We start from the raw sequence: 25,648 nt of genomic DNA, 5'->3' as shown, positions 1-25,648 counted from the left end.
CGGCAGGCGTCCAGCGGCGCCTACTTGTCGGTGACGATCTTGACCTTGTCGCCGGCCGAAACCGCGGCACCGGGCGACAGCGCATTGAGGACGCGGAACAGGTCGAGCTTGCGGTCGACGCCGACCATCTGCGCCGAAAGCGAACCCATCGTCTGCCCAGGCTGGACGGTGACGACGCGGATGTGCAGCGGCTTCAGCGCCGTCTTTTCGGCAGCGCTCAAAATCCGGAACGAGCCGCTGACCGAGCGGGCGATCGTGTCCAGCGACGTGCTGGCGGAAGGGGCCGCGGTCAGCAGCCGGTAGACCTGGCCGCCGGCGCGGATCACCGCAATGTCGAACTGCCAGCCTTCGGCGCCGGCATGCGCGGTCGCCGCCTCATTGCCGTTGATGGTTTCCTGCTTGACGCTGCTGTCGACGAGACCAGCCACCCAGCCGCTGCGGATATAGTCCGTCAGCGCCCGGTTCTTGTCGATGGAAACGCCATCGAAACGGATCGCTATGTCGCCGGGGCCGGTGGCCGTCACCGCTGCCGCCGAATTGTCGATGATGAAGCCGTCCGGCACCGTGAACGACACGCCAAGGCCCGGGTGCAGGAAGGTTTCGCCGCGCACATAGCCTTCCTCGGGTGTGTCGCCATAGAGCAGGCCGTCTATGCCGGCGAGGAAGGAATCGCGGTCTCGCGTGCCGACGCCCGGCGCGCCGAACTGGCGGGCATGGCGCTGCGCCAGATCGATGCGCTGCGGCGTGTTGGGGTGCGTGGCCAGGAAATCCAGGCTGGCATCGGTGGCGCCGCTGATCGAGCGGAAATCGGTATAGGCCGACATCGATTGAAGGAAGCGGCCTGCGGCGAAAGGATCGTAGCCGGCCTCGCCGATCGATTTGATGCCGATGGCGTCGGCTTCCAGCTCCTGGTTGCGCGAAAATTGCGCCAGCCTCAGCTTGCCACGGATCAACGCCGCCTTGGCTGTCGGGCTGTCGCCGAGCACGTCCGAAACCACCTTGGTGGCCAGGCCTTCCTCGGCCTCCAGTTGCTGGCGCTGCAGGCCGTGATTGGCGGTGACGTGGCCCATCTCATGCGCGATGACGGCGGCAAGCTCGGCCGAATCATTGGCCAGCGCCAGGAGGCCGCGGGTGATGTAGAGATAGCCGCCCGGCAGCGCGAATGCGTTGACGTTGGGCGAATTTAAAATGGTGATGCGATAGGTCTGTGTCGGGTTGGCGGACACCACCGTCAAACTACCGACCACCTTGGCGACCATGCGTTCGAGCTTGGGGTCGGAATATTCACCGCCATAAGTCGCCAGGATGCGCGGGTGCTGCGCCTTGGCCAATTCGGCGAGCTTGTTGTTGGCGCCGACATTGTCCACCGTGATCGGCTTGTCGGAAGGCTGGAAGCCGGATTCCTGAACTTCCGGCGGCGTGAACATCTGGCAGCTTGCCAACGCCACGGCAAAACCGGCCAGCGCGAGAAAACGCGCCAGCGGTTTCATTCCCAATGTGTTAGCGCCGATCGCCAGAACGGCTTCCTTTCGGGTCCCGGCGCATGACCACGAAAATCGGGGGCGATCTTCGGAACGTGTCATGCGCCATCTCAAACTGCTGCAGCATCCGTGCCCGTCCCTTAGGGCGGGCGGCGGATACTGCAGGCAAATCACGGCCTGTGCCGGACCGGTAGGGCGACCTAGCCACACTCCCCCGGTCATGGCAAGCAAACGCCACATCGCCTGGAGCCGGTTTGACCGTAAATTATGTCCGCTTCCGGGCAACATCGCGTGATGTGGAATATCCAGCACCCGCGCCGATATAGCGCCGGAACGCCTCCGGACCAGCCCCGGTAAAGAAATCATCAGCCTTGCCGGTTGCGGCCACCAACCCATTGTCGACAAACACCATGTGCTCGCCGATGCGGCGTGCATCCTCGGGCTGGTGGGTGACAAATAGCACCGTCATGGCGCGTTCGGCATGAACGGCAGCAACCAGATCCAGCATCTCGTCGCGCAAAGCGGGTCCGAGCGAAGCGAAGGGCTCGTCGAGCAGCAACACCGGTCGGTCGCGCACCAGCACGCGGGCCAGTGCGACGCGCTGGCGTTCGCCCCCGGAGAGCTCGCGCGGCAGGCGTTTCTCCTTGCCCGCGAGACCGGTGCGCGCAAGCGCCTCGGCGACCGCGACGCGGTCCGCCTCGGTCAGTCCCAGGGAGGGCGAGCGGCCGAGCCCGACATTCTGCTCGACGGAAAGATGCGCGAAGAGATTGTTCTCCTGGAACACCATCGACACCGGCCGCGCCGAGGCCGGCTCGGCGCTGACATCGGCCCCGCCGATCAGCACGCGGCCCGATTGTGGGGTCTCGAAGCCGGCGACCAGATTGAGCAGCGTCGACTTGCCCGAACCGCTCGGACCCATGATGGCGGTGATCTTCGCCGTGGCGAACTCGACGTCGAAGACAAGTGGCGCATCGCCATAGCTGCCATAACTGAACGACACATTGTCTAGCCGCACCGGCGCGCCCTTTTCGAGCCTGTTGGCCGCCCTCTCACGCATCGCGGACCTTCTCCCTTCCCAGCCAGTGCGCCGCCACGATCAACGCGAGACAGACGAAGCCGAGCAGCAGTGCCAGGCCGGCGGCATCCTCGGTGCGGTAGCTGCCCATCCGTGCCAGAAGAAGGTAGGGCAATGTCTGCACGGAATCACTGCCGAACAGGGCAATGACACCGAGATCGCCGAGCGACAGCGCCATGGCGAAAGCGAAGGCCGTGGCGAGCGGTCGCCGCAGCGACGGCCAGTCGACCAGCATCAGCCGGTTCCAGCCCGCAATGCCGAGCTGTGCGCAGAGCCGTTCGTGACGCTCGCTCGCCGCATCATAGGCGGGACGCACGGCGCGTAGGGCGAACGGCATCGCCATCACCGCATTGACGGTGACGACCATGACCGGGGCGATGGCGAAGGCATCGCCGACATGGCGCAGCAACAGGAACCAGCCAGCGCCGACGACGATCGGCGGCACGACAAGGACAAAACCGGCGCCTGTATCGGTGGCGCGTTCGAGCAGTGTCTTTGCGCCGGCACGGCGGTTCAGCGCCAGTGCCCGCCGCGCCATGGTCAGCACCAGCGACAGCATCACCGAAAGCAGCGCCGACAGGAAGGCGAGCGCTGCGCTGGTCAGCGTTGCCTGCCGGACGGTGGCCTCGCTGGCCAAACGGCCGAGGTCCGCACCCAACCCGGCCACCACGGTTGCCGCCATCGGCCCAACGACGAACAGCAGCGCCAGGATGATGACTAGCGCGTTCAACCAGGTCTCGCTCCGATTGACCGAGAGATAGCGGCGTTGCGCGACCGGCAAATTGGTGTCGCCGACCACATTGGCGCCTAGGCGCGTCAGGGCCAGCACAACGATAAAGGTCAAGGCGATCTGCAACAGCGTCAGTGTAACGGCCCGCGCGGGATCGAAATCGAAGCGCAGCGCCTGGTAGATGCCGACCTCAAGCGTCGTCGCGGCCGGCCCGCCGCCGAGCGTCAGCACGATGGTGAAGGATGTGATGCAGAGCATGAACACCAGCCCGGCGACGCCGGGCAGTGCGGCGCGCAGCGTTGGCCATTCGATCAGCCGGAACGCCGGCCGCGCCGCCATGCCGAGCTGGCTCGCCAACCGCCATTGGTCGGCCGGTATGGTCTGCAGCGCCTCGAGGAACAGCCGCGTCGCCAGCGGCAGGTTGAAGAAGACATGGGCGACGAGGATGCCGGACAGGCCATAGATGCCCGGCCAGCTTCCCCCGCCGATCACGGCAAGCACGCCGGCGAAATAGCCGGCACGGCCATAAAGCGCCAGGATGCCGAGTGCTGCGACAATAGCCGGCAGCGCCAACGGCACGGCGAAGATCTGCAGGATGAAGGCGCGAGCGAAGAAACGTGGGTGCCGCGACAGAGCGCGCGCCACGAACAGCGCCGGGATGACCGAAAGCAGCGTCGAGAGCGCCGCTTGCCAGAGCGTGAAGCGAATGACGCGAAGCAGATAGGGATCGAAGGTTGCCCAGGCGCCCGAGAAATCATGGGCGCCCTCGAAAAGCAGGCCAGCAAACGCGCCGCCGATCAGCAGCGCGATTGCAGCGAGCGCGAGGGTGCCAGCGGTGATGCGGGGGTCAGACGCGCGTTGCACGCTGGACCACCATTCTTTCCATCGCGGCAATTACAAAGGATTGCGTTCCTTGGCGCCCCCCTCTGTCCTGCCGGACATCTCCCCCTCCAGGGAGGAGATCGGCCGTCACCCATGCTTCCGCTAGTCTCCAACGTTGCCGGACTGTAACCAGCAACGACGCTGCCAATCTCCCCCCTTGAGGGGGAGATTGCCGGCAGGCCAGAGGGGGGTGGAGTGGCGCGAACATCAAAAGAACTCGCAAGCCTACTTGCTCATCACCGCCAGCCATTCATCGACCCAAGCCTTGCGGTTGGCAGCGACCTCTTGCGGGCTGAACAGCAAGGTCTTGGTCGGCTTGACCAGTTTGTCGAAGGCCGGATTGAGCGGCTTGTCGGTCTTGCCGGCCGGGAACATCCAGTTGGTCTCGGGGATGGCATCCTGGAATTTCGGCCCGGTCATGAAGGCGATGAACTTGGCCGCCAGCGGGTTCTTGGCCCCCGCCGTGGTGATACCCGCGACTTCTATCTGCAAATACTCGCCCTCCTCGAACGACGCTGCCTGATAGCGCTCTGTCTTCTCGGCGACCATGTGGTAGGCCGGCGACGTCGTGTAGGACAGCACCATCGGCGCCTCGCCCTTGGTGAACAGCCCATAGGCCTCGCTCCAGCCCGGCGTCACGGTCAGCACTTTCGCCTTGAGCTTGGCCCAGGCCTCGGGCGCCTTGTCGCCATAGACTGACTTGACCCACAGAAGCAGACCGAGGCCCGGCGTGGAGGTGCGCGGATCCTGGATGACGATCTTGTCATCGGCACTGCCCTCGACCAGCTCTTTCAGGCTTTTCGGCGGGATCTTCAGCTTCTCGGTGTCGTAGACGACGGCGAAATATCCGTAGTCAAAGGGGACAAAAGTATCGTCGCTCCAGCCACCCGGCACGTTGACATCAGTTACGCCGCCATGCGGCGCGAACAAGCCTGACGCCTTGGCATCGGCGGTGAGATTGGTGTCGAGGCCAAGCACGATATCGGCCTTGGTCGATGCGCCTTCCAATCTGACGCGGTTGAGCAGCGCGACGCCGTCGGCGACCGAGACGAACTCGACATCGCAGCCGCATTCGGCCTCGAACTCCTTCTTCACCACGGGACCCGGACCCCAGTCGGCGGTGAAGCTATCATAGGTGTAGACGGTGAGCTTGTCCTTGGCCAAGGCCGGTCCGGACAAGGCCACGACCGTTGCTGAAACAAGAGCGTATAAAAACGTGCGCATCGGCGCCTCCTTCGTTCGAATTGAAAGGAATTGAGGCGTCGGACTGTCCGAAACGTCTAATCCCTCCGCCGGTACAAACCGGATCAGGTTCAGCGGGTTGGCGAGACTGCCTCTCAGCCGGTCCGCGAAGATCGCGTCCGGCACCCCGTTAGAGCGTTTCGACACATAGGCCGGGCCGATCCCCCATGCAAGTGGGAGTTTGCCGCCTTCCGTTTCCCGTGCCGGGCTGGTAAGGGCCACACGATATGAGCACATTCACCATCCTGCTTGGCGGCGATCTCATCCGCACGCCACGGCTCGACCGCCAGGCCGAAGGCTCCCGCGTCATCGCCGCCGACGCCGGCATCGGGCATGCGCGGCTGCTGGGTCTCGTGCCCGAACTGTGGGTGGGCGATTTCGATTCCGTGCCAGCCGAGCTGCCTGACGATCTCGCTTCCGTGCCGCGCCGGACCTTCCCGGCGGAAAAGGACCAGACCGATGGCGAACTGGCCATTGCCGCCGCACTCGAGCGCGGCGCGACCCGCCTGGTGCTCGCAGGTGCTTTCGGCGGCAAGCGCGCCGACCACGCTTTCCTGCATCTGGCGCTTGCCCTGCGGCTGGCCGAGGCCGGGACTGATGTGCTCCTGACCAGCGGCGCCCAGGAAGGCATCCCGCTGCTGCGCGGAACGGCCGGCTTCGACTATGCCGATGGCACGCTGTTTTCGGTGCTCGGCTTTTCCGAGCTCGCCGGCCTGACCGTCACCGGCGCCAAATGGCCGCTGAACCACGTCAAGGTGGCGTTCGGTTCGTCGCTGACCATCTCCAACGAGGTCAAGTCCGACAAGACCGGGGGCCGCCTCGAAATCGCGCTCGGCCATGGCCGCGCGATGCTGCTCGCTCATCCCTATCCCTTACCTGAAAGCTGACATGGCCCCGCCTCTTCTCAACCTCGACGGGATAAAACTGACCTTCGGCGGCACGCCGCTGCTCGACGGCGCCGCCTTGACGGCTTCGGCCGGCGACAAGATTGCACTGGTCGGCCGCAACGGGTCGGGCAAGTCGACCCTGCTGAAGATCGCCGCTGGCCTGATCGAGCCGCAGGACGGCGAGGTGTTCCGCCAGCCTTCGGCAACTATCCGCTATTTGCCGCAGATGCCGGACATGGAGGGCTTTGCCACCGTCCGCGCCTATGTCGAGGCCGGGCTTGGCCCCGCCGACGATCCCTACCGAGCCAGCTATCTGATGGAGCATCTCGGACTGTCGGGTGAGGAACGTCCGAATGATCTGTCGGGCGGCGAGGCGAGGCGTGCTGCCCTTGCCCGCGTGATGGCGCCGGAGCCAGACATCCTGCTGCTCGATGAGCCGACCAACCATCTCGACCTCTCGGTCATCGAATGGCTGGAAGAAGAACTCATCCGCACCTCCTCGGCACTGATCGTCATCTCGCACGACCGCCGCTTTCTCGAACGTGTGTCGCGCGCCACCATCTGGCTCGATCGCGGCCAGACCCGCAGGCTGGACAAGGGCTTTGGCCATTTCGAGGAATGGCGCGACCTGGTCCTGGAGGAAGAAGAGCGCGAGCAGCATAAACTCGGCCGCCAGATCGTTCGCGAAGAGCATTGGCTGCGCTACGGCGTGACGGCGCGGCGCAAGCGAAACATGCGCCGGCTCGGCGAGTTGCAGACCATGCGCCAGCGTTTTCGCGGCCATCGCGGTGCCGAAGGGTCGGCGACCATGGTGGCGAGCGACGCCGCCGAGTCCGGCAAGCTGGTGATCGAGGCGAAGAACATCGAGAAGAGCTTTGGCGATCTCACCGTGGTCAAGGGGTTTTCGACCCGCATCCAGCGCGGCGATCGCGTCGGCCTGGTCGGGCCGAACGGCGCCGGCAAGACGACGCTCTTGAAGATGCTGACCGGCGAGATGAAGCCGGACGCCGGTTCGGTGCGGCTCGGCACCAATCTGGAGATCGCCACGCTCGACCAGAAGCGCGAGGCGGTCGACCCGCAGGAGACGCTGGCGCAATATCTCACCGACGGGCGCGGCGAGAACCTCGTCATCAATGGCGAGCAGCGCCACGTCGTCTCCTACATGAAGGATTTCCTGTTCAAGCCGGAGCAGGCACGCACGCCGGTGCGCGAGTTGTCCGGCGGAGAACGGGCACGGCTCTTGCTGGCGCGGGTGCTGGCGCGGCCGGCAAACCTTCTGGTGCTCGACGAGCCGACCAACGATCTCGATATGGAGACGCTGGAACTGCTGCAGGAACTGGTCGCCGGCTTTGCCGGCACCGTCATCCTGGTCAGCCACGATCGCGATTTCCTCGACCGCACCGTGACCAGCCTGATCGCGCCGGATGGTGAAGGCCGCTGGATCGAATATGCCGGCGGCTACTCCGACATGCTGGCGCAGCGCGGCGGCACCAGGCTGGACGACCGCAAGGCGCGTGCGAAGGCCGAAAACGGCGAAGCGCCAGTGACGACCAGAAGTGAAGCGGCCGCGCCAAAGGGGCCGGCGAAGAAACTGTCGTTCAAACAGAAATTCGCGCTGGAATCGCTGCCCAAGAAAATCGAGGCTGTGACGGCTTCGATCTCAAGGCTGGAGAACAACATCGCCGATCCGGCCTATTACGAGCGCGACCCGGCCTCCTTCCAGAAAACCATCGCCGCCCTCGACAAGGAGCGCGCCACGCTGGCGGCGCTGGAGGAAGAGTGGCTGGAACTGGAGATGCTGCGCGAGGAGATGGAAGGGTAAGGGATTGTGTGTGAACTTTTATGCGCCTACATTATGCGCATAAAAGAGAGCGATTTCCATGCTTCAATCGACGTCAAAACCTCAACGGCAATCCGTCAACACGTCCATCGATTCCCAGTTGATCAGCGACGCGAAAGCGTTGGGCATCAACATTTCCCGTGCCGCCGAGGCGGGGATCGCGAAAGCGATTGCGGCGGAAAAGACGCGTCGATGGCAAGAGGAAAACAAAGAAGCCATTGAAAGCTCCAATGAATATGTCAGGCGCAACGGACTGCCATTAGCCAAATACCGGCTGTTTTGATGGCACGTTACGATCTTTATCGGAATGCTGAAGGCGGCGGCTATTTTCTCGATGTTCAGTCCGACCTTCTTGAAGGACTGAGCACAAGAGTCGTCATTCCGTTGATGCCGCCCAACATAGCACCGGTTCCGGGCCGCCGACTAAATCCGACCTTCGCTATCGATGGCAAAGATCATGTAATGGTCACGCAGTTCATGTCAGCCTTGATGGCCTCTGAATTGCCGGATGCCGAGGGAAATCTCTCCCGGCACCACGACGACATCGTCGCCGCGCTCGATATGTTGTTCCAGGGCTTCTGAGTCAACGAGGCTTCGGGCCGGCTTCCTTCTCAGCCCGCCGTCTTCGCCTGCCAGGCCTTGATTGCCTCGTCGAACACCTTCTCGCCGGGAATGCCCTTTTCCATGGTCAGCAGTGCCCGCCGTCCGGTCTTGTAGACGACCGGTACGTCGATCCAGTCCTGGCCGCGAAGCAGGGTCATGTTGGCGTCTTCGTCGGCCTTGGTATCGTTGAGCGCGACGAGGAAGAAGCCGTCGGCGATCTTGGCCGGAATGCCGATCAACGGGCTGCCGGCATCCTGCTCCGAACCCTTCATGGCGACGCGCAGGATGTTGTCGACACCGCCGCCCTCGAAACCGTCGGGCGTCAGGAAGATCATCTCGATGATATGGCTGGCCGGCAGTGTCTGGTCGGTGTTGCGGCGGATGGTCATGCGCAACTGGATGTCCTTGCCGGGAATGGTGGCCTCGGCGCGGATCGCCGGCTCCGGCGGCAGGTCGCCACCGGGCGATTCCTGCACCAGCGACCAGACGATGTTGCCGGGCTCGGCGGAACCCTGGGCAGTGCTGGTACGCTCCTCATAGAAGATCGCCTTCTGGCCGACAGGCAGAGCGGCTTCCGCAGGCGCAGCTGCCGTGGCGGGCGGCGCGGCGCCGGCCGGTGCGGTCGGCGTGCCGGCAGCATCGGCTGGCGCTGCCGGGGCAGCTCCGTTGGCAGGCGGTGTTGCGGGGGCGGCACCTGTAGCGGGGGGCGCTGCCGCGGCAGGTGTGCCTGCGGCCGGAGCGGAAATCGCCGGTGGGTTCGTCGCCGAGGGCGGCGTGGTCAGCGCGGCGACCGATTCGCCTTCGCCGATGCCGCTTTGGCCACCGGCCGGACCCGGGTCGACTTCACTGCCCTGCGGCGTCAGCCGCTGCGTGAATTTCGTGCTTTCGGCTTCCGTGCCGCCAGCCGCGGGCGCCGGAGGCGTTGCCGCGGCATCGGTTGCCGGCTTGGCAGGCGCTGGTTTCACCGGCTCGGTCTTGGCGACCTGATTGCCGCCAAACCCAAGCATTTTGCCGAAGGCGTCCTTGTTCAGCCAGATTCCGTAGCCGCCGCCGGCTACGACCAGAAGAGCGACGACGGCCGCGATCAGCCCACCATAGCTGCGCTTGCGCTCGGCGGGACGCAGGCGCTGGAAGGTATCCGACACCGGCTCTTCGTCGCTGGAAAAGACATCGGCCTCGTCCTCCTCCTCGTCGGCATCCATACCTGGAAGAGGCGTGTCGGCGCGAGCCAGCTGGGAAGGCGCCGGCGTCGCCCTTTGCCAGCTCGGCTCGACCTTGGCGGCAGGTGGTGGCGCGGGCTGATAAGATTCAGGCTTTGCAGCGGGCGGTGCCGGCCAGGCTGATTCGGCCTTGGCCGGCTGCCGTGTATGGGTTGGCTGATTCTTGTTGCGATCGATCGACGAAAAGATGTGTTCCAGCTCCGCCAGCGGATCGGTCTCCGGCAGGCTCTTGGCATAGTCCCGCTCGACACTCGCGATCGCGTCTTCCAGCGAACGCATCTGCGTGGCTATGGCTTCGGCGGCCGGCGGCGGCGAATATTCCTCAAGCTTCTTCGCCAGCATGGTGCGAACGCTGGCATAGATGCGCGTACGCTTTTCCGGCGTCTCGTCACCATGCTTGCCGAGCGCCTTTTTCAGAATAGCAACGTAATCTGCCATGCTTCAGTCGACCTGTATTTTGTTTCCGCGCCGGCCCCCGCAAATCGGCCGCGATGCCCGGAAAGGCTTCAGAAACTAGTCTTGAAACGGATCGGTCACAAGTATCGTGTCGGCCCGTTCGGGGCTGGTGGAAAGGAGTGCGACCGGGGCGCCGATCAGCTCTTCGATGTAGCGGACGTATTTGACGGCCTGGGCCGGCAGATCGTTCCAGCTGCGCGCGCCGGCAGTGGTGCCTTTCCAGCCCTCGAGCGTCTCGTAGACCGGCTCGACACGTGCCTGCGCGCCCTGGCTGGCCGGCAGATAATCGATCATCTCGCCGTCGAGACGATAACCTGTGCAGACCTTGATCTCGTCCAGCCCGTCGAGCACGTCGAGCTTGGTCAGCGCGATGCCCTTGATGCCGTTGACAGCGACGGCCTGGCGTACCAGCACCGCGTCGAACCAGCCGCAGCGGCGCTTGCGGCCGGTGACGACGCCGAATTCATGGCCGCGCGTGCCGAGGAATTCGCCGACCTCGTTCTTCTGCTCGGTCGGGAACGGACCCTCGCCGACGCGTGTCGTATAGGCTTTGGTGATGCCGAGCACATAGCCGATGGCGCCTGGGCCGACGCCGGAGCCGGCGGCAGCCTGTCCGGCAACCGTGTTCGACGAGGTCACGAATGGATAGGTGCCGTGGTCTATGTCAAGCAGCGTGCCCTGCGCGCCCTCGAATAGGATACGCTCGCCAGCCCGGCGCTTGTCGTCGAGGATTTTCCAGACCCGGTCCATATAGGGCAGGATGTCGTCGGCGACCGAGGTCAGTTCCTGCATGATCGCGTCATGCGTGACTTCCGCATGGCCAAGCCCCCGACGCAGCGCATTGTGGTGCGTCAGCAGCCTGTCAACCTTCACGGGCAGTGTTTCCAAATCCGCCAAGTCCATCACCCTGACCGCGCGCCGGCCCACCTTGTCCTCGTAGGCGGGGCCGATGCCACGACGGGTCGTGCCAATCTTCGTCCCGGAATTGGATGCGGCGTCCTCACGGAATCCGTCCAGCTCCCGATGCAGGGACAGGATAAGCGCTGTGTTTTCGGCTATTTTCAGGCGATCCGGCGCCACTTCGACACCTTGCGCCTTGAGCTTGGCCACCTCGGCGACGAAAGCATGCGGGTCGAACACGACGCCATTGCCGATGATAGACAGCTTGCCCTGGCGCACGACGCCCGACGGAAGCAACGACAGCTTGTAGACCTTGCCGTCGACGACCAGCGTATGGCCGGCATTGTGGCCGCCCTGGAAACGCACCACGACATCGGCGCGCTCCGACAGCCAGTCGACGATCTTGCCCTTGCCTTCGTCACCCCATTGCGAGCCGACGACCACCACATTGGCCATGTTTCTTTTCCCTTGAGACGCCGCCAAGCGGCTTGAATATGGTTCGAAACGACAGGCCTCTATAACGTCAAGACCTCGCGAGCGCGACCTTTCTTTGCCGTCGAAAATGCCCTGAGGCACAACAATTTTCGGCTTTGACATCATTTACTTGGGCGAGCGAGGGCAATAGGCCGGCAAACACCGCAGCTCCGGCGACTGGAATCCCGCGATGCATCGAAGCGCCTACATATTCCTGCTGCTCACCACCTTGCTCTGGGGCGGAAATTCGGTGGCCGGCAAGCTGGCGGTCGATCACGTCTCGCCGATGACGCTGGTCTTCCTGCGCTGGGTTCTGGCCGTGGCGATCATGCTGCCCATCGGCTGGAAGACCATCCAGAAGGACTGGCCGGTCGTCCGCAAGCACTGGTTCGTGCTGGTCGCCCTCGGCGCCAGCGGCTTCACCCTGTTCAACACCATCTTCTACACGGCGCTCAACTACACGACAGCGATCAATGTCTCGATCGAACAGGCGGCGATGCCGATCCTGATCATGACTGCCAATTTCGTCTTCTTCCGCCTGCGCGTGAACTGGGCTCAGATTGTCGGCGTCGTGCTGACCATCGCCGGCGTGATCCTCACCGCCTGCCATGGCGACCCGCGCCGGTTGTTGACGCTGGAACTCAATTTCGGCGACGCCATCATGCTGGTCGCCGTGTTTCTCTACAGCGGCTATTCGGTCGGACTGCGGTTGAAACCAGTGATGCATTGGCAAAGCCTGATGCTGGCCCTGTCGGTTGCGGCACTCGTCACTTCGCTGCCGTTCTTCCTGTGGGAGGTCGTCGCCGGCAAGGTCATCATGCCCGACGCGCGCGGCTGGACCGTCATCGTCTATACGGCGATCGGCGCCTCCGTCGTTTCGCAGATCTTCTACATCAGAGGCAACGAACTGATCGGCGCCAACCGCGCCGGCCTGTTCATCAATCTGGTGCCGATCTTCGGCACGCTGCTATCGGTGCTGATCGTCGGCGAGACGTTCCACCTCTATCAGGCATTGGCTTTGGTGCTCGTGCTGGGCGGCATCGGACTTGCCGAATACAGCGGGCGCAAGATGGCGTTGGCGGACCACCGCGGATGACATGTGGCGGCTGACGCCCTCCGCCGTCGCGGCAATTCACGCGAACGGCCTGGACTTCGCCAATGGCCGCGGAACGGCGGCATAAACCCTGCCGCGTCCCCACTTGGAACATTTCACCTCCAGCGGAGTTTGAACGGCAGGGAGGCGACATGATGAGCCACAACCCTCGCAGCACGGCAAGCATCGCTGGTCACCCTATCCATCCCATGCTGATTCCGTTTCCGATTGCTTTTTTCGTCGGCACCTTCGTTTGCGATCTTATCTTCTGGCGAACAGCCGATCCCGGATGGGTCACCGGGTCGCTTTGGCTTCTCGGCGCAGGCCTGATCATGGCTGCCCTGGCTGCGCTTGCTGGCCTGACGGATGTTCTCGGCGATGTTCAGATCCGCAATCTCACGACGGCATGGCTCCATGCCGGCGGCAATGTACTCGTCGTGTTGATCGAGCTTTACAACTGGTACTCGCGGTATGCGGGCGGAGCGGCGGCCGTGATGCCAACCGGCTTCGTCCTATCGCTGATCGTGGTTCTCATCCTGCTGTTTACGGGCTGGAAGGGCTGGGAACTGGTCTACCGACATCGCGTGGGTGTCTCCGATGGCTCGGACGAGTTGACCTGAACCGGCCGCCGCGGCGGCCGGTTCAACGAGGGCGACCCCTGTCCTCGATCACATCGCGTTGACGTCGAACTGCAGCCGCTTGGCCGAGTCGATCGACTTATGCGCCTTGACCTTTTCCAGCACGGCTTCCGGGAACGGCGCGTCGAGATAGAGCAGCGCTATGGCATCGCCGCCCGGCCGGTTGCGGCCGAGCTGGAAGTTGGCGATGTTGACGCCATTCTCGCCGCAGACAGTGCCGAGCAGCCCGATAATGCCCGGCGCGTCGGCATTGGTGGTGTAGAGCATGTGCTGGCCGACCTCGGCATCAAGGTTGATGCCCTTGATCTGGATGAAGCGTGGCTTGCCATCCGAGAAGCATGTGCCGGCGATCGAACGCGTCATATGCTCGGTCTTCACGGTCAGCTTGATATAGCCGTCGAACACGCCCGATTTGTCGCGCTTGACCTCGGCGACGATGATGCCGCGCTCCTTCACCATGATCGGCGCCGACACCATGTTGACGTCCGAGACCTGAGGCCGGATCAGCCCGGCGAGTGCGGCGCTGATCAGCGCGCGCGTGTTCATCGTCGCGGTGGAGCCGTCGAACAGGATCTCGACCTCCTTGATCGGATCCTCGGTGACCTGGCCGACGAAGGCGCCGAGCACCTCGGCAAGCTTGACGAACGGCTTCAGCCGCGGCGCCTCCTCGGCGGTGATCGACGGCATGTTGATGGCGTTGGAGACGGCGCCCTTGATCAGATAGTCGGCCATCTGTTCGGCGACCTGCAGCGCGACATTCTCCTGGGCCTCCGTCGTCGAGGCGCCGAGATGCGGCGTCGCCACCACATTCTCCATGCCGAACAGTTCGTTGTTCTCGGCGGGTTCGACCTCGAAGACGTCGACGCCGGCGCCGCCGACCTTGCCGCTCTTCAGCGCCGCGATCAGGTCGGCCTCGACGATCAGACCGCCGCGTGCGCAATTGATGATGCGCACGCCCTTCTTCATCTTGGCGATCGCCGCGGCATCGATGATGTTGCGCGTCTTGTCGGTCAGCGGCGTGTGCAGGGTGATGAAGTCGGCGCGGGCGAACAGTTCGTCGAGCTCGACTTTGTCGACGCCAAGCTCCTCGGCACGACTGTCCGACAGGAACGGGTCGAAGGCGATGACGTGCATCTTGAGGCCAACGCCGCGCGTCGCGACGATCGAACCGATGTTGCCACAGCCGATGACGCCCAGCGTCTTGCCGGTGATCTCGACGCCCATGAATCGGTTCTTTTCCCATTTGCCGGCATGGGTCGAAGCGTTGGCTTCCGGTATCTGGCGGGCAAGCGCGAAGATCATCGCCACCGCATGTTCGGCCGTCGTGATCGAATTGCCGAACGGCGTGTTCATCACGATGATGCCCTTGCGGCTTGCCGCCGGGATATCGACATTGTCGACGCCGATGCCGGCGCGGCCGATGACTTTGAGATTGGTAGCGGCGTTGATCAGCTTTTCGGTGACCTTGGTCGCCGAGCGGATGGCGAGGCCATCATACTGGCCGATCACTTCGGCGAGCTTTTCCTTGTCCTTGCCGAGATCGGGCAGATAGTCGACCTCGACGCCACGATCCTTGAATATCTGCACGGCGGTGGGGGAGAGTTTGTCTGAGACGAGAACGCGGGGCGCCATGGCGACCTCCTTGAAATGGATTTGATCCTGATGGGAATGGGCGGCCCGGAGGCCGCCGCGAATGATCTCAGGCCGCCGCTTTGAGCGACGCCTTCTGTGCGGCGAAGGCCCAGTCGAGCCAGGGCAGCAGCGCTTCCAGATCCGACGTCTCGACCGTCGCGCCGCACCAGATGCGCAGGCCGGGCGGTGCGTCGCGATAGGCACCGATATCGTAGGCGACGCCTTCCTTGTCGAGCACCGACACCAGCCCCTTGGCGAAAGCCGCCTGCCCGTCGGCGTCGAGCTCGGACACGTCCGGATCGGTGAAGGACAGGCAGACGGACGTGTTCGACCGTGTCGCCGGCTGGACGGCGAGATGACCGAGCCAGGAGGATTTGCCGACAAAGCGATCGAGGACGGCCGCATTGGCATCCGCCCTGGCGATCAGCGCGTCGAGGCCGCCGGTCGACTTCGCCCAGTTGAGCGCATCGAGGTAATCCTCGACGCACAGCATCGAGGGGGTGTTGATGGTCTCGCCCTTGAAGATGCCTTCGATCAGCTTGCCGCCCGAAGTCAGGCGGAAGATTTTCGGCAGCGGCCATGAAGGCTTGTAGGTCTCCAGCCGCTCGACGGCACGAGGCGACAGGATCAGCATGCCGTGAGCGCCCTCGCCGCCCAGCACCTTCTGCCAGGAGAACGTGACGACATCGAGCTTTTCGAAGTCGAGCCTCTGCGCGAATGCGGCGGAAGTCGCATCGCAGACGGTCAGGCCCTTGCGGTCCGCGGGAATGAAATCGCCGTTCGGCACGCGCACGCCCGACGTGGTGCCGTTCCAGGTGAAGACCACATCGCGGTCGAAATCGATCCTGGTAAGATCAGGCAGTTCGCCGTAGCCGGCTTCGATCTTGCGCACATCGGCGAGCTTCAATTGCTTGATCACGTCGGTGACCCAGCCGGAGCCAAAGCTCTCCCAGGCGACCATGTCGACGCCGCGCTCGCCGAGCAGCGACCACAGCGCCATCTCGACCGCACCGGTGTCCGACGCCGGCACAATGCCGATGCGATAACCCGCCGGGACCTGGAGAATCTCCCGCGTCAGCTCGATCGCCTGTTCGAGCTTGGTCTTGCCGATCTTGGCGCGGTGGGAACGGCCGAGCGCGGCATTGTTCAGCGCCTCGACCGACCAGCCGGGACGTTTTGCACAGGGACCTGAGGAAAAATTGGGGTTTGCCGGACGGAGTCCGGGCTTCGTATGCGTCGTCATCGTGGTCTATCCTTCCAGATAGTGGCCCCTCGTTGGGGAGGGGTGGCCCACGGACGGCGATATGCGTTCAGGCTTCGGGCGTCAAGAGGAAAGTTTTTGTCGCTGCCGGGATACCGGCGATCCCTGATCGGGATGTCGTGACTTCAAACGCAAACGGCGGACCCCGAAGATCCGCCGTCCTGAACCTCGTGCTCGCCGCGCCTACCAGAGATCGTAGCGCAGCCCGAGCTTGACCTGATGGTTGCTGATACCTTTTTTGACCGGATAGGAGGTCAGGCTCTCAGCCGTCACATATTCAGCGTCCGGGGCGGAGAAATACTGATAGCCCAGGTCGACGGAAACGTTCTTCGATACCTGATAGGCGAGGCCCGCATTCAGCGTGTAGGCCAGCGAGTACTGGGTCTTGCTGTCACTTACGGCGAAATCGTCCGTGTCGTCGCCATTGTCGGTGAAATAGCTTGCCGACAGGCTGCGCTTGCTGCGGACGACCCCGATACCGGCGCCGAGATAGGGTGTGATGCCGACATAGGTGCCAAGATCGACATAGCCGTTGAGTATGCCCGACAAGGCGTAGTTCTTCAGGGATGCCGACGCCACGGTCGGCTCTGCCGCAGTCGCTGAATCGTCATAGCCGACGCCGATCTCGTTGCCAGGCAGATAGCCGAGATTGAGGTCGGCGCGCAGATAGTCATTGAAATGGTAGCCGAAGCCGATGCTGGCAAAGATCGGATCTTCTTTGTCGCTGAAGCTTGCAGGTGGCGAAGGTGTGAAGGCGAAATCCTCATTTTTGAAGCTCTTCTGCGCCAGATAGGAGACGTCGCCGCGCAGGTACCAGCCGGAACCGACCTCGACCGGGACGTAGTCGGGCGCCTGGTCGACATAGATCGGCGGGTCATAATCGGCCGCGTGCACCGGCGTCAGCGGCAGGAGGGCTAGTGCACCGAGCGCCAGCGCCATACGCGATGTAAGTTTCATGGTCCCCGACTCCCGAATTTGGCGCAGCCCGCAATCGCAGCGGCAGCCATCGTTTCAAGGAGCATTGTTAACCATAGTGGTTAAGTGCCGGTTAAGGCTAACAGAGCGTTAGCGAATTCATTTCCCCTGTCGATTCCAGGCGGCCCAAACGAAAAACCGCCCGGCTTGAGGCCGGACGGTTTTCGAAGAATTCAAGTGATGTAGATGGCGTTACTTGGTGTAGATCGGCTCGGGTTCGGGCTGGTAGGCCACGACCGGCGCGGCGCAACCATTGCTGCCACCGAACTGGTAGCGCAGGCCACCGCGCACTTCGTGCGTGTTGATGCCACGGTCGAAGCCGGGACCGGAGCTGGTGATGTTCCAGTCGAACATGCGGCCGCCCTGAATATGGGAGAAGCGGTAGCCGGCATCAAGAATGATCTTGTCGGTCAGGCAGTACGAAGCGCCGGCCATCAGACCGTAGGCGAAACGCCAGCTTGATCTGCCGGGATTGAACTCGGTGGTGTTCGGGTCGTAGACATCATCCCACTTGACGCGGGCGCCGCCGATGCCGGCGCCAACGTAAGGCGTGATGCCATGGTAGGTGCCGAGATCGACATAGGCATTCGCCAGCAGCAACAGGGCGCTCATCTTCGATACTTCGGTCGAAGTACCGTTGATGTCCGAGGTGCCCCCGTTGAAGTTCGACTTGAACCAGTAGTCGGCGGTCAAATCGGTCCGGAAGTGATCGTTGATCTTGTAGCCGACGCCGGCGCCGAGCGAGAAACCGCCCTTGAGTTTGCCGAAATCGAAGCTTCTGGTGCCGGGCGTAACCGTACAGTTACAGGGATCGACGGTGTAGGTCATATAGTCGATGCCGCGCACGGTCGACTTGTGATAGTCGATGTCGCCGCGGATGTACCAGCCGCCGACCTCGACCGGCTGCTCGTAGACAGCCTGAGGCGGAGCCTCTTCGACCATCGGTTCCGGCAGGTCGGCTGCGAACAGCGGTCCTGCCAGGCCTGCGAACAGGAAGGCGAGCAGGACCTTTCTTGCTGTATTGAACATGCTTGTCACCCCTGAGAAGCTCGGAACGGCGAATCCGTCCGAAATGCGATTGGCTTTCAGTCGTGGATAATGAATTGCAAAGGTTAAAAGGCGTTTAACCCTGTTGCTTAACCACGAATCTCGAAACTCTAGGGATTGGCGCGAGATTTACGGACACCGAAAAAAGTGGCGGCTGACAAGAAAAAGCCCGCCGAGGGGCGGGCCTTGGACCGGTTAAGGGAGCGCGGCGCGCCTGGTTGTCCGATCCACGTCCTGCTGGACGCGCTGGGGTCAGGCGGCGCTGCGCGTTTCCGAGATGACTTCAACGATGCCGTTGACGACGGACTCGACCAGCTGCGGGTCGTCGCCTTCGGCCATCACGCGGATCAGCGGTTCTGTCCCTGATGGCCGGATAACCAGCCGTCCGGTCTTGCCGAGGCGGTTACGGGCGTCTTCGATGGCGGCCTTGACCGGCGCCTCCTCGAGCGGCTTGCCGCCGGAAATATGGACGTTCTTCAGAAGCTGCGGCACCGGTTCGAACTTTTTCGACAGTTCGCTGACCGGCCGCCCCTGCCGCTTGATGCAGGCCAGCACCTGCAGCGCCGAGACCAGGCCGTCGCCGGTCGTCGAAAAATCGGACAGCACGATATGACCTGACTGTTCGCCGCCGACATTCAAGCCATGCGCGCGCATATGCTCGACGACATAACGGTCGCCAACCTTGGTGCGGTGCAATTGCAGCTTCATGCCGCCGAGGAAGCGCTCGAGGCCGAGATTGGACATCACCGTCGAAACGACGCCGCCGCCCGCAAGCCGCCCGCTCTGGTGCCAGGATTCGGCGATCAGCGCCATGATCTGGTCGCCATCGACGATCGCGCCGTTTTCATCGACGATGACGACGCGATCGGCGTCGCCGTCGAGCGCGATGCCGATGTCGGCGCGCACTTCGTGCACCTTCTTTTGCAGGCCGGCCGGATGGGTCGAGCCGCATTCCTTGTTGATGTTGAAGCCGTTGGGCTCGACATTGATGGCGACGACTTCGGCGCCCAGTTCCCACAGCGCCTCGGGCGCCACCTTGTAGGCCGCGCCATTGGCGCAATCGACGACGATCCTCAAGCCCGCGAGCGACATCGAGCGCGGCAAGGTGCGCTTGGCGAATTCGATGTAACGGTCATGCACGCCGTCGACGCGCTTGGCGCGGCCAAGCCCGTCGGAATCGGCGAGCGCCAGTTCGATATCCTTGTCGAGCATGCTCTCGATGCGCTCCTCGATTTCGTCGGAGAGCTTATAGCCGTCGGGTCCGAACAGCTTGATGCCGTTGTCGTAATAGGGGTTGTGCGAGGCCGAGATCATGACGCCGATATCGGCGCGCAGCGAACGCACCAGCATGGCGACAGCCGGCGTCGGGATCGGGCCGAGCAGGAACACGTCCATACCGGCGGCACAAAGACCGGCGACCATGGCATTCTCGATCATATAGCCGGAAAGCCTGGTGTCCTTGCCGAGCACGACACGATGTCGATGGCTGCCGCGCTGGAAGGAAAGGCCGGCGGCCATGCCGACCCGCATCGCGATTTCAGCCGTCATCGGAAACTTGTTGGCGCGTCCGCGAATGCCGTCCGTGCCGAAATAATTCCCTGCCATGCTAGTCAGCTTCCTCGACGTTTCTTCCCCGGCACGTCATGCCACAATTGGCCAGGGCGCTATGATCACATTGTGTGATTATACGTTACCAATCCTTAGAAAACCATTGTTGTGCACTGCACACATGTGGCCGCAACCTGACATGCCCAGACTGCCATGTTGCAATATACAAGTCATGCGAGCCTTTCAGCGCGGATGCACCAGCAAAATCTTGCTTTGGACCAGGCAACAAACAACGATTTCATCACCTTATCGGGAGAAACCGGTCTTCGGCGATATATACGCCACTTAGCATCTGGCGCAACCGCCCGTTGAGCGTTATTGATTTGCAGGGACGTATCATGGGCTGCTGCAACGGAGAAACGCTATGCTCATCCACCGACTTGCCACTTTGACCGGCCTCGCCGTCGCGACCTTGTTCCTGGCCGCGCCAGCCAACGCACTGACGATGGCCGAGTGCAGCACGAAGTATAACGCCGCCAAGGATGCGGGGACACTTGCCGGAGCGACCTGGAATCAGTTCCGCAAGGCTCAATGCGGCACCGATGCCTCGGCAACCACCGACGCCAAGCCAGCCGACACCAAGAAGGCCGCGGAAACGAAGCCGGCCAAGGCTGCCAAGGCTGCCGCCGCGACGGACGACAGCACAGCCAAGGGCCTGACGGCGAAGGAATGCAGCACCAAATACCAGGCGGCGAAGGCTGCCGGCACGCTGAACGGCATGAAGTGGAACGACTTCCGCAAGTCCGAATGCGCCGCCGGTGCATCCGCCGCTGCCGCCGCCAAGCCGGCAGCCACCAAGGCAGCCGCGGCTCCCGCCGACGGCAAGGGCCTGAGCATGGCCGAATGCAGCACCAAGTATCAGGCTGCCAAGACGGCCAACACGCTGAAAGGCATGAAGTGGAACGACTTCCGCAAGGCCGAATGCGGTACCGGCGCCTCGGATGACGACACCGTGCCGGCCGCCGACGAGGCGAGCTACACCAAGGAGCCGGCAAAGCCGACCACGGCCGCACCCAAGGGCGTCACTTTCCCGTCCGCGATCTCGGCTAAATATGCCAGCGAGACCCCCGGTAAAGGCCGCATGCACACTTGCCTCGACCAGTACTATGCCCTCAAGGACGCCAATGCGCTTGGCGGCCTGAAGTGGATCCAGAAGGGCGGCGGCTTCTACAGCCTGTGCAACGCCAAGCTGAAGAGCTGATCGCTTAGCCATAGTCTCCAAACAAAGGCCCGCGCATCGCAAGATGCGCGGGCTTTTTTGTTGCGCGAAGACGCACACTGCCTTGCTCGCATCTGCATGTCGCCGGGCTGCTGGCATCATCAATTCGCCTACACTGCCCACCGCCAAGCTCATCGGTAGTCCGAAAAGATTCTGTTGAACATATAAAGAACAAACCATATACAAAAAGACGTCAAACTTATCATCAACCAGGAGGGTCTTATGCACAGTTTGAAATTGGCGGTATTGGCTGCGACCGCATTTGTCGCTTGGAGCGTCGCCCCCGCAAGCGCACTGACGATGAAGGAATGCGGCGAGACCTATCGAACAGCCAAGGAAGGCGGCACTCTGAACGGCATGGACTGGACGGCTTTTCGCAAGGAGAAGTGCGCGACATCAGCAGCGGACAGTGTCAGCGAGGATACGGTCAAAACCGAGCCGCAGACGAAAAAGGAAACCAGCGCGGCGGTCGCCCCCACTGTAGCGCCCGCGGGCGTGACATTCCCGACCACGCTGGCCGCCGAGTTCAAGACCGAAAAGCCCGCGAAGGCGCGCATGAAGACCTGTCTCCAGGGCTACCATGGCAACAAGGACGCGGGCACGTTGAACGGCCTTCGCTGGATCCAGAAGGGCGGCGGTTATTACAGCCTGTGCAATGCCAAGCTGAAGAGCTGAGCGACAAGACATCTGAAGAAGAGAAGGCCTGCGAACCGCAGGGTTCGCGGGCCTTCTTGTTGCCTTCGAGGGCACGCCAGCGGCGACGTTGCCAATTTCCCCCGCAAGGGGGAGATTGGCTATCACCTAGGCTTTCGCCAATCGTCATCGTCGCAGATGCGAGGTCGCGGACAACTCCTCCCCAACGCCAAAAACAAAAAACGCCGCGGAGCAAGCCGCGGCGTTCGATGAAATCAGTGGTCAAGCTCAGCTCGATGGCTGTGGTTCCATGCCGCCTTCGGGCTCCGGCCCCTTCTTGCGGCGGCCGCCGGACTTCGGCACGGCAGAGCCACGGCTCGGCGGCGTGTCGTCGCCAAGGTCGCGCGCTGGCTTGTGGCCGGCGATCAACTGCTTGATCTCCTCGCCGGACAGCGTCTCGTATTCCAGCAGGCCCTGCGCCAGCGCGATCCATTCCTTCTTCTTCTTGGTCAGGATGGACTTCGCCGATGAGTAGGCCTCGTCGATCAGGCGGCGTACTTCGGCATCGATGATCTGCGCTGTCTCTTCCGAGACGTTCTGCGTGCGTGCCACCGAATGGCCGAGGAACACTTCTTCCTGGTTGTCGCCATAGGCGACATGGCCGAGCTTGTCGGAAAAGCCCCAGCGCGTGACCATGGCGCGCGCCAGTTTGGTCGCCTGCTCGATATCCGAAGAGGCACCCGAGGTGATGTTTTCCTTGCCGAACTTGAACTCCTCGGCGACACGGCCGCCCATCATGATGGCGAGCCGCGAGATCATGTATTTGTAGCTCATCGAATAACGGTCGCCTTCGGGCAACTGCATGACCATGCCGAGCGCGCGACCGCGTGGGATGATCGTGGCCTTGTGCAGCGGATCGGCCGATGGCACGTTCAGCGCGAGAATGGCGTGGCCTGCCTCGTGGTAGGCGGTCAGCTCCTTCTCGGCCTGCGTCATGGCCGACGAGCGGCGCTCGGCGCCCATCATGATCTTGTCCTTGGCGTCCTCGAATTCGGCCATGGTGACGAGGCGCTTGTTGCGCCGTGCCGCCATCAGCGCGGATTCGTTGACAAGGTTCATCAGGTCGGCGCCGGAAAAGCCCGGCGTACCGCGCGCGATCACCTTGAGATCGACATTGGGCGCCAGCGGCACGTTGCGCACATGCACCTTGAGGATCTTCTCGCGGCCGACGATGTCAGGGTTCGGCACCACGACCTGGCGGTCGAAGCGGCCTGGCCTCAGCAGTGCCGGATCGAGCACGTCGGGCCGGTTGGTGGCAGCGATCAGGATGATGCTTTCGTTGGATTCGAAACCGTCCATCTCGACCAGCAGCTGGTTCAGCGTCTGCTCGCGTTCGTCATTGCCGCCGCCGAGGCCGGCGCCGCGATGACGGCCGACAGCGTCGATTTCGTCGATGAAGATGATGCAGGGCGCGTTCTTCTTGGCCTGGTCGAACATGTCGCGGACGCGGCTTGCACCGACGCCGACGAACATCTCGACGAAGTCGGAACCGGAAATGGTGAAGAACGGCACATTGGCTTCGCCGGCAACCGAGCGCGCAAGCAGCGTCTTGCCGGTTCCCGGAGGGCCGACGAGCAGCACGCCGCGCGGAATCTTGCCGCCGAGCCGCTGGAATTTCTGCGGATCGCGCAGGAACTCGACGATCTCTTCCAGATCTTCCTTGGCTTCGTCGACGCCGGCAACGTCCTGGAAGGTGACGCGGCCATGCGCTTCGGTGAGCAGCTTGGCCTTCGACTTGCCGAAGCCCATGGCGCGACCGGAGCCGGACTGCATCTGGCGCATGAAGAATATCCAGACGCCGAGGATGAGGATCATCGGCAGCCACGAGATCAGATAGCCGAACAGCGAATTGGAACCGTCTGTTTCAGGCCGCGCATTGATGGTGACGTTCTTGTCCTGCAGCCGCGAGACCAGCGAAGGATCGCCGGGCGAATAGGTCTGGAAGCCGCTGGCATTGTCGGTGTAGGTGCCGCTGATACGGGCGCCCGCGATGGTCACCGTCTTGACCCGGCCCGCCGCGACATCCTGCAGGAACTGCGAATAAGGCACATCGCTGGAGGCCCCTCGCGTCTGCGGCGTCTGGAACAGATTGAACAGGGCTATGAGCAGGACCGCTATGATCGCCCAGAGCGCGAGGTTGCGATAGTTCGGATTCATCAATTGTCCCGTTGGCGTCCGCAGGGCGGACACGCATCATGAGAGGAAACTTGCGCCTAACATAGGGAGAGCGTCCCCCCTTGCCAAGCAGAACAGCACGTCTGGGTTAAGCTTTCGCGCAACCATCAGCCGGCACTGTGGCCGCTGAAAGGCAAGGGCGGCACCGGGGCCGCGCCAATCAGCCCGGCCACGGCCCGCGCCGGCGCCAGGTCGAAGGACGGCAGGAAGCGGGCAAAGGGCGCAACGACCGGCCGCACTTCAACCGCCATTGGCGCCCGGCTATCCCCCGACAAATCGAGGCATTCACCGGCCTGCCACAACGCCGGCTCGGCGGCGAGCGCGGCGCGCATCAGGCTCGGCGGGGTTTTTCCATCGCCCTTCGCCAGCCGCTTCGCCGCTGCTGCGCCGAACGGGGCAATCAACAATGCGCTGCTGCTGTCGTTCAATGTGATGCGCCGGCGGCCATCCCAGACGGTGCCGTCCGTGATGGCAGCGGCGGAGGGCAAGCCGCGCGCCTCGCGGCGCAGGAAGATGCCGGAGCGCCGGGAATCCACAACCGTCCGCGACAATGTGGCGCAAAGAAATCCAGCCCTAAGCCGACCGAACAGAGCCTCGCTGCGGGCCTGATCCGGCAGGAAGGCAATCCCGCCGGTCGTGGCCAGCAGGATGCGCAACGCATAGACAGCCGCTCGCTCGTCGCCTGGTAAGAGCAGGCACGGGTCGAGGCGGATGAGGCCGATGGCTGGCTGGCTGGCGAAGCGATCGATCAAATCGGCTGCGCTGGCGCCAAGCTGCCTGCGCTCGAGGGCGGCCTGGCCCGCGAGCATCAACATGCCCTTCACATGCTCGACACCCTCGCCGGCAAGTGCGGCCCGCACACGCGGCCGCTCGAAAGCCGCGTCGACATTGGTCGGGTCGTCGACCCAGCCGACATTTTGACGGCGCAGGACGTCGCGCAGCGCCGCGCGCCGCAACCCGAGAAGCGGTCGAACGATCCACCTGCGCCAGTCATACAGGGTGGCCGGTGCCATGCCGGCAAGTCCCCGGCCTGCCATTTCGGCAAACTCTCGGCCATCATTCCGCGCCGATCCTTCTTCGCGCGCTTGCCGCATCAGCACCGTTTCCGCCTGGTCATCGGCGGTATGGCCGGTGAGGATCATGCCGACGCCTTCGGCTTGTGCCGCTTCGGACAACAGCCGGTAGCGCGCCTCGCGAGCGGCGGCGGGCAGGCCGGTCGATGGCTTGGGGCCCGACCATGTCAGGATGCGGTGTGAAATTCCGAGTCTGGCGCACAGCTTCGCCACTGCTTGCGCTTCCGCAGCCGAACCGGACCGCAAACCGTGGTCGATCGTCACCGCCAGCAGCTTGGTTGCCGGCGCCGTACGGTCGAGATGGTGTCTGAGAAGAAGGAGCAGGGCGGTCGAGTCGCTGCCGCCGGACACGGCCGCAACAGCGCCGCTGGTAAAATCGATATGCGAAAAAGGGTTAGACGAAAGGTCCGGCTCGGTGTCGAGCATAATGCATGTCGCCCAAAA

Annotated in this window: 21 protein-coding genes and 1 riboswitch; of the genes, 8 read left to right on the top strand and 13 right to left on the bottom strand. The window is 63.3% G+C overall.

Annotated elements, in window-relative coordinates:
* Nucleotides 1-20: 20 nt before the first annotated feature.
* The 4 genes from NKJ00_RS06475 to thiB form a co-directional block, all read right to left on the bottom strand.
* A complete protein-coding gene (locus NKJ00_RS06475; protein ID WP_127297425.1) occupies nt 21-1,490 on the bottom strand; it encodes a M48 family metalloprotease in 1,470 nt (489 codons plus the stop codon).
* Between the two features lie 256 nt (nt 1,491-1,746).
* Nucleotides 1,747-2,538 (bottom strand): thiamine ABC transporter ATP-binding protein, encoded by a 792-nt coding sequence (thiQ, locus tag NKJ00_RS06470; RefSeq protein ID WP_023814299.1) that lies wholly within the window; start codon nt 2,536-2,538, stop codon nt 1,747-1,749.
* Nucleotides 2,531-4,150: a thiamine/thiamine pyrophosphate ABC transporter permease gene (gene thiP / locus NKJ00_RS06465; protein ID WP_352629203.1), complete on the bottom strand. Its 1,620-nt coding sequence runs from the start codon at nt 4,148-4,150 to the stop codon at nt 2,531-2,533. Before thiP ends, thiQ begins: the two co-directional genes overlap by 8 nt.
* 243 nt (nt 4,151-4,393) lie before the next feature.
* Nucleotides 4,394-5,392: a thiamine ABC transporter substrate binding subunit gene (gene thiB / locus NKJ00_RS06460; RefSeq protein ID WP_352611407.1), complete on the bottom strand. Its 999-nt coding sequence runs from the start codon at nt 5,390-5,392 to the stop codon at nt 4,394-4,396.
* A 43-nt stretch (nt 5,393-5,435) separates the two neighbouring features.
* Nucleotides 5,436-5,550: riboswitch (TPP riboswitch) on the bottom strand.
* Nucleotides 5,551-5,637: 87 nt separating this feature from the next.
* Here thiB and NKJ00_RS06455 point away from each other — a divergent pair.
* Genes NKJ00_RS06455 through NKJ00_RS06440 form a run of 4 tightly spaced genes read left to right on the top strand, consistent with a single transcriptional unit; the run spans nt 5,638 to nt 8,719 of the window.
* Complete coding sequence (locus NKJ00_RS06455) at nt 5,638-6,297, top strand: thiamine diphosphokinase (protein WP_352440955.1); 660 nt, start codon at nt 5,638-5,640, stop codon at nt 6,295-6,297.
* A gap of 1 nt (nt 6,298) precedes the next feature.
* The gene (locus tag NKJ00_RS06450; RefSeq protein ID WP_023814295.1) at nt 6,299-8,119 is read left to right on the top strand and encodes an ABC-F family ATP-binding cassette domain-containing protein; all 1,821 of its coding nucleotides are present in this window, start codon (nt 6,299-6,301) and stop codon (nt 8,117-8,119) included.
* Between the two features lie 58 nt (nt 8,120-8,177).
* On the top strand, nt 8,178-8,420 hold the full coding sequence (locus NKJ00_RS06445; RefSeq protein WP_128305512.1) for a type II toxin-antitoxin system CcdA family antitoxin: 243 nt from the start codon (nt 8,178-8,180) through the stop codon (nt 8,418-8,420).
* Nucleotides 8,420-8,719 (top strand): CcdB family protein, encoded by a 300-nt coding sequence (locus tag NKJ00_RS06440; RefSeq protein WP_127297430.1) that lies wholly within the window; start codon nt 8,420-8,422, stop codon nt 8,717-8,719. Before NKJ00_RS06445 ends, NKJ00_RS06440 begins: the two co-directional genes overlap by 1 nt.
* A gap of 29 nt (nt 8,720-8,748) precedes the next feature.
* Here NKJ00_RS06440 and NKJ00_RS06435 read toward each other — a convergent pair whose 3' ends face one another.
* Nucleotides 8,749-10,398, bottom strand: coding sequence for a hypothetical protein (locus NKJ00_RS06435; RefSeq protein ID WP_128305511.1), 1,650 nt, complete (start codon nt 10,396-10,398; stop codon nt 8,749-8,751).
* A 75-nt stretch (nt 10,399-10,473) separates the two neighbouring features.
* Nucleotides 10,474-11,772: an adenylosuccinate synthase gene (locus tag NKJ00_RS06430; protein WP_352629202.1), complete on the bottom strand. Its 1,299-nt coding sequence runs from the start codon at nt 11,770-11,772 to the stop codon at nt 10,474-10,476.
* A 208-nt stretch (nt 11,773-11,980) separates the two neighbouring features.
* Here NKJ00_RS06430 and NKJ00_RS06425 point away from each other — a divergent pair, with 208 nt between their 5' ends.
* Together NKJ00_RS06425 and NKJ00_RS06420 are read left to right on the top strand one after the other, a co-directional pair.
* Nucleotides 11,981-12,886, top strand: coding sequence for a DMT family transporter (locus NKJ00_RS06425; protein ID WP_023811869.1), 906 nt, complete (start codon nt 11,981-11,983; stop codon nt 12,884-12,886).
* A 152-nt stretch (nt 12,887-13,038) separates the two neighbouring features.
* Complete coding sequence (locus NKJ00_RS06420; protein ID WP_352441038.1) at nt 13,039-13,503, top strand: DUF2231 domain-containing protein; 465 nt, start codon at nt 13,039-13,041, stop codon at nt 13,501-13,503.
* Nucleotides 13,504-13,551: 48 nt separating this feature from the next.
* On the opposite strand, the gene serA is transcribed toward NKJ00_RS06420, so the two are convergent.
* The 5 genes from serA to glmM form a co-directional block, all read right to left on the bottom strand.
* Nucleotides 13,552-15,153: a phosphoglycerate dehydrogenase gene (gene serA / locus NKJ00_RS06415; protein WP_352629201.1), complete on the bottom strand. Its 1,602-nt coding sequence runs from the start codon at nt 15,151-15,153 to the stop codon at nt 13,552-13,554.
* Between the two features lie 67 nt (nt 15,154-15,220).
* The gene (locus NKJ00_RS06410; protein ID WP_023811866.1) at nt 15,221-16,396 is read right to left on the bottom strand and encodes a phosphoserine transaminase; all 1,176 of its coding nucleotides are present in this window, start codon (nt 16,394-16,396) and stop codon (nt 15,221-15,223) included.
* A gap of 201 nt (nt 16,397-16,597) precedes the next feature.
* Nucleotides 16,598-17,371, bottom strand: coding sequence for an outer membrane protein (locus NKJ00_RS06405; protein ID WP_023811865.1), 774 nt, complete (start codon nt 17,369-17,371; stop codon nt 16,598-16,600).
* Between the two features lie 210 nt (nt 17,372-17,581).
* Nucleotides 17,582-18,418: an outer membrane protein gene (locus NKJ00_RS06400; protein ID WP_352629200.1), complete on the bottom strand. Its 837-nt coding sequence runs from the start codon at nt 18,416-18,418 to the stop codon at nt 17,582-17,584.
* Between the two features lie 270 nt (nt 18,419-18,688).
* Nucleotides 18,689-20,041, bottom strand: coding sequence for a phosphoglucosamine mutase (gene glmM, locus NKJ00_RS06395; RefSeq protein ID WP_023811863.1), 1,353 nt, complete (start codon nt 20,039-20,041; stop codon nt 18,689-18,691).
* A 367-nt stretch (nt 20,042-20,408) separates the two neighbouring features.
* Between glmM and NKJ00_RS06390 the strand changes: the two genes are divergently transcribed.
* Complete coding sequence (locus NKJ00_RS06390; RefSeq protein WP_352629199.1) at nt 20,409-21,245, top strand: hypothetical protein; 837 nt, start codon at nt 20,409-20,411, stop codon at nt 21,243-21,245.
* Nucleotides 21,246-21,485: 240 nt separating this feature from the next.
* A complete protein-coding gene (locus NKJ00_RS06385; protein WP_023811860.1) occupies nt 21,486-21,938 on the top strand; it encodes a hypothetical protein in 453 nt (150 codons plus the stop codon).
* A 246-nt stretch (nt 21,939-22,184) separates the two neighbouring features.
* Here NKJ00_RS06385 and ftsH read toward each other — a convergent pair whose 3' ends face one another.
* On the bottom strand, nt 22,185-24,113 hold the full coding sequence (gene ftsH / locus NKJ00_RS06380) for an ATP-dependent zinc metalloprotease FtsH (RefSeq protein ID WP_023811859.1): 1,929 nt from the start codon (nt 24,111-24,113) through the stop codon (nt 22,185-22,187).
* Nucleotides 24,114-24,238: 125 nt separating this feature from the next.
* Nucleotides 24,239-25,630, bottom strand: coding sequence for a tRNA lysidine(34) synthetase TilS (gene tilS, locus NKJ00_RS06375; protein ID WP_352629197.1), 1,392 nt, complete (start codon nt 25,628-25,630; stop codon nt 24,239-24,241).
* Between the last annotated feature and the right edge of the window lie 18 nt (nt 25,631-25,648).

This window comes from Mesorhizobium sp. M0227 (assembly GCF_040321855.1).
Lineage (GTDB): Bacteria > Pseudomonadota > Alphaproteobacteria > Rhizobiales > Rhizobiaceae > Mesorhizobium.
The sequence above is the reverse complement of the archived record's forward strand: the minus strand, read 5'-3'. Positions and strand labels throughout refer to the sequence as shown.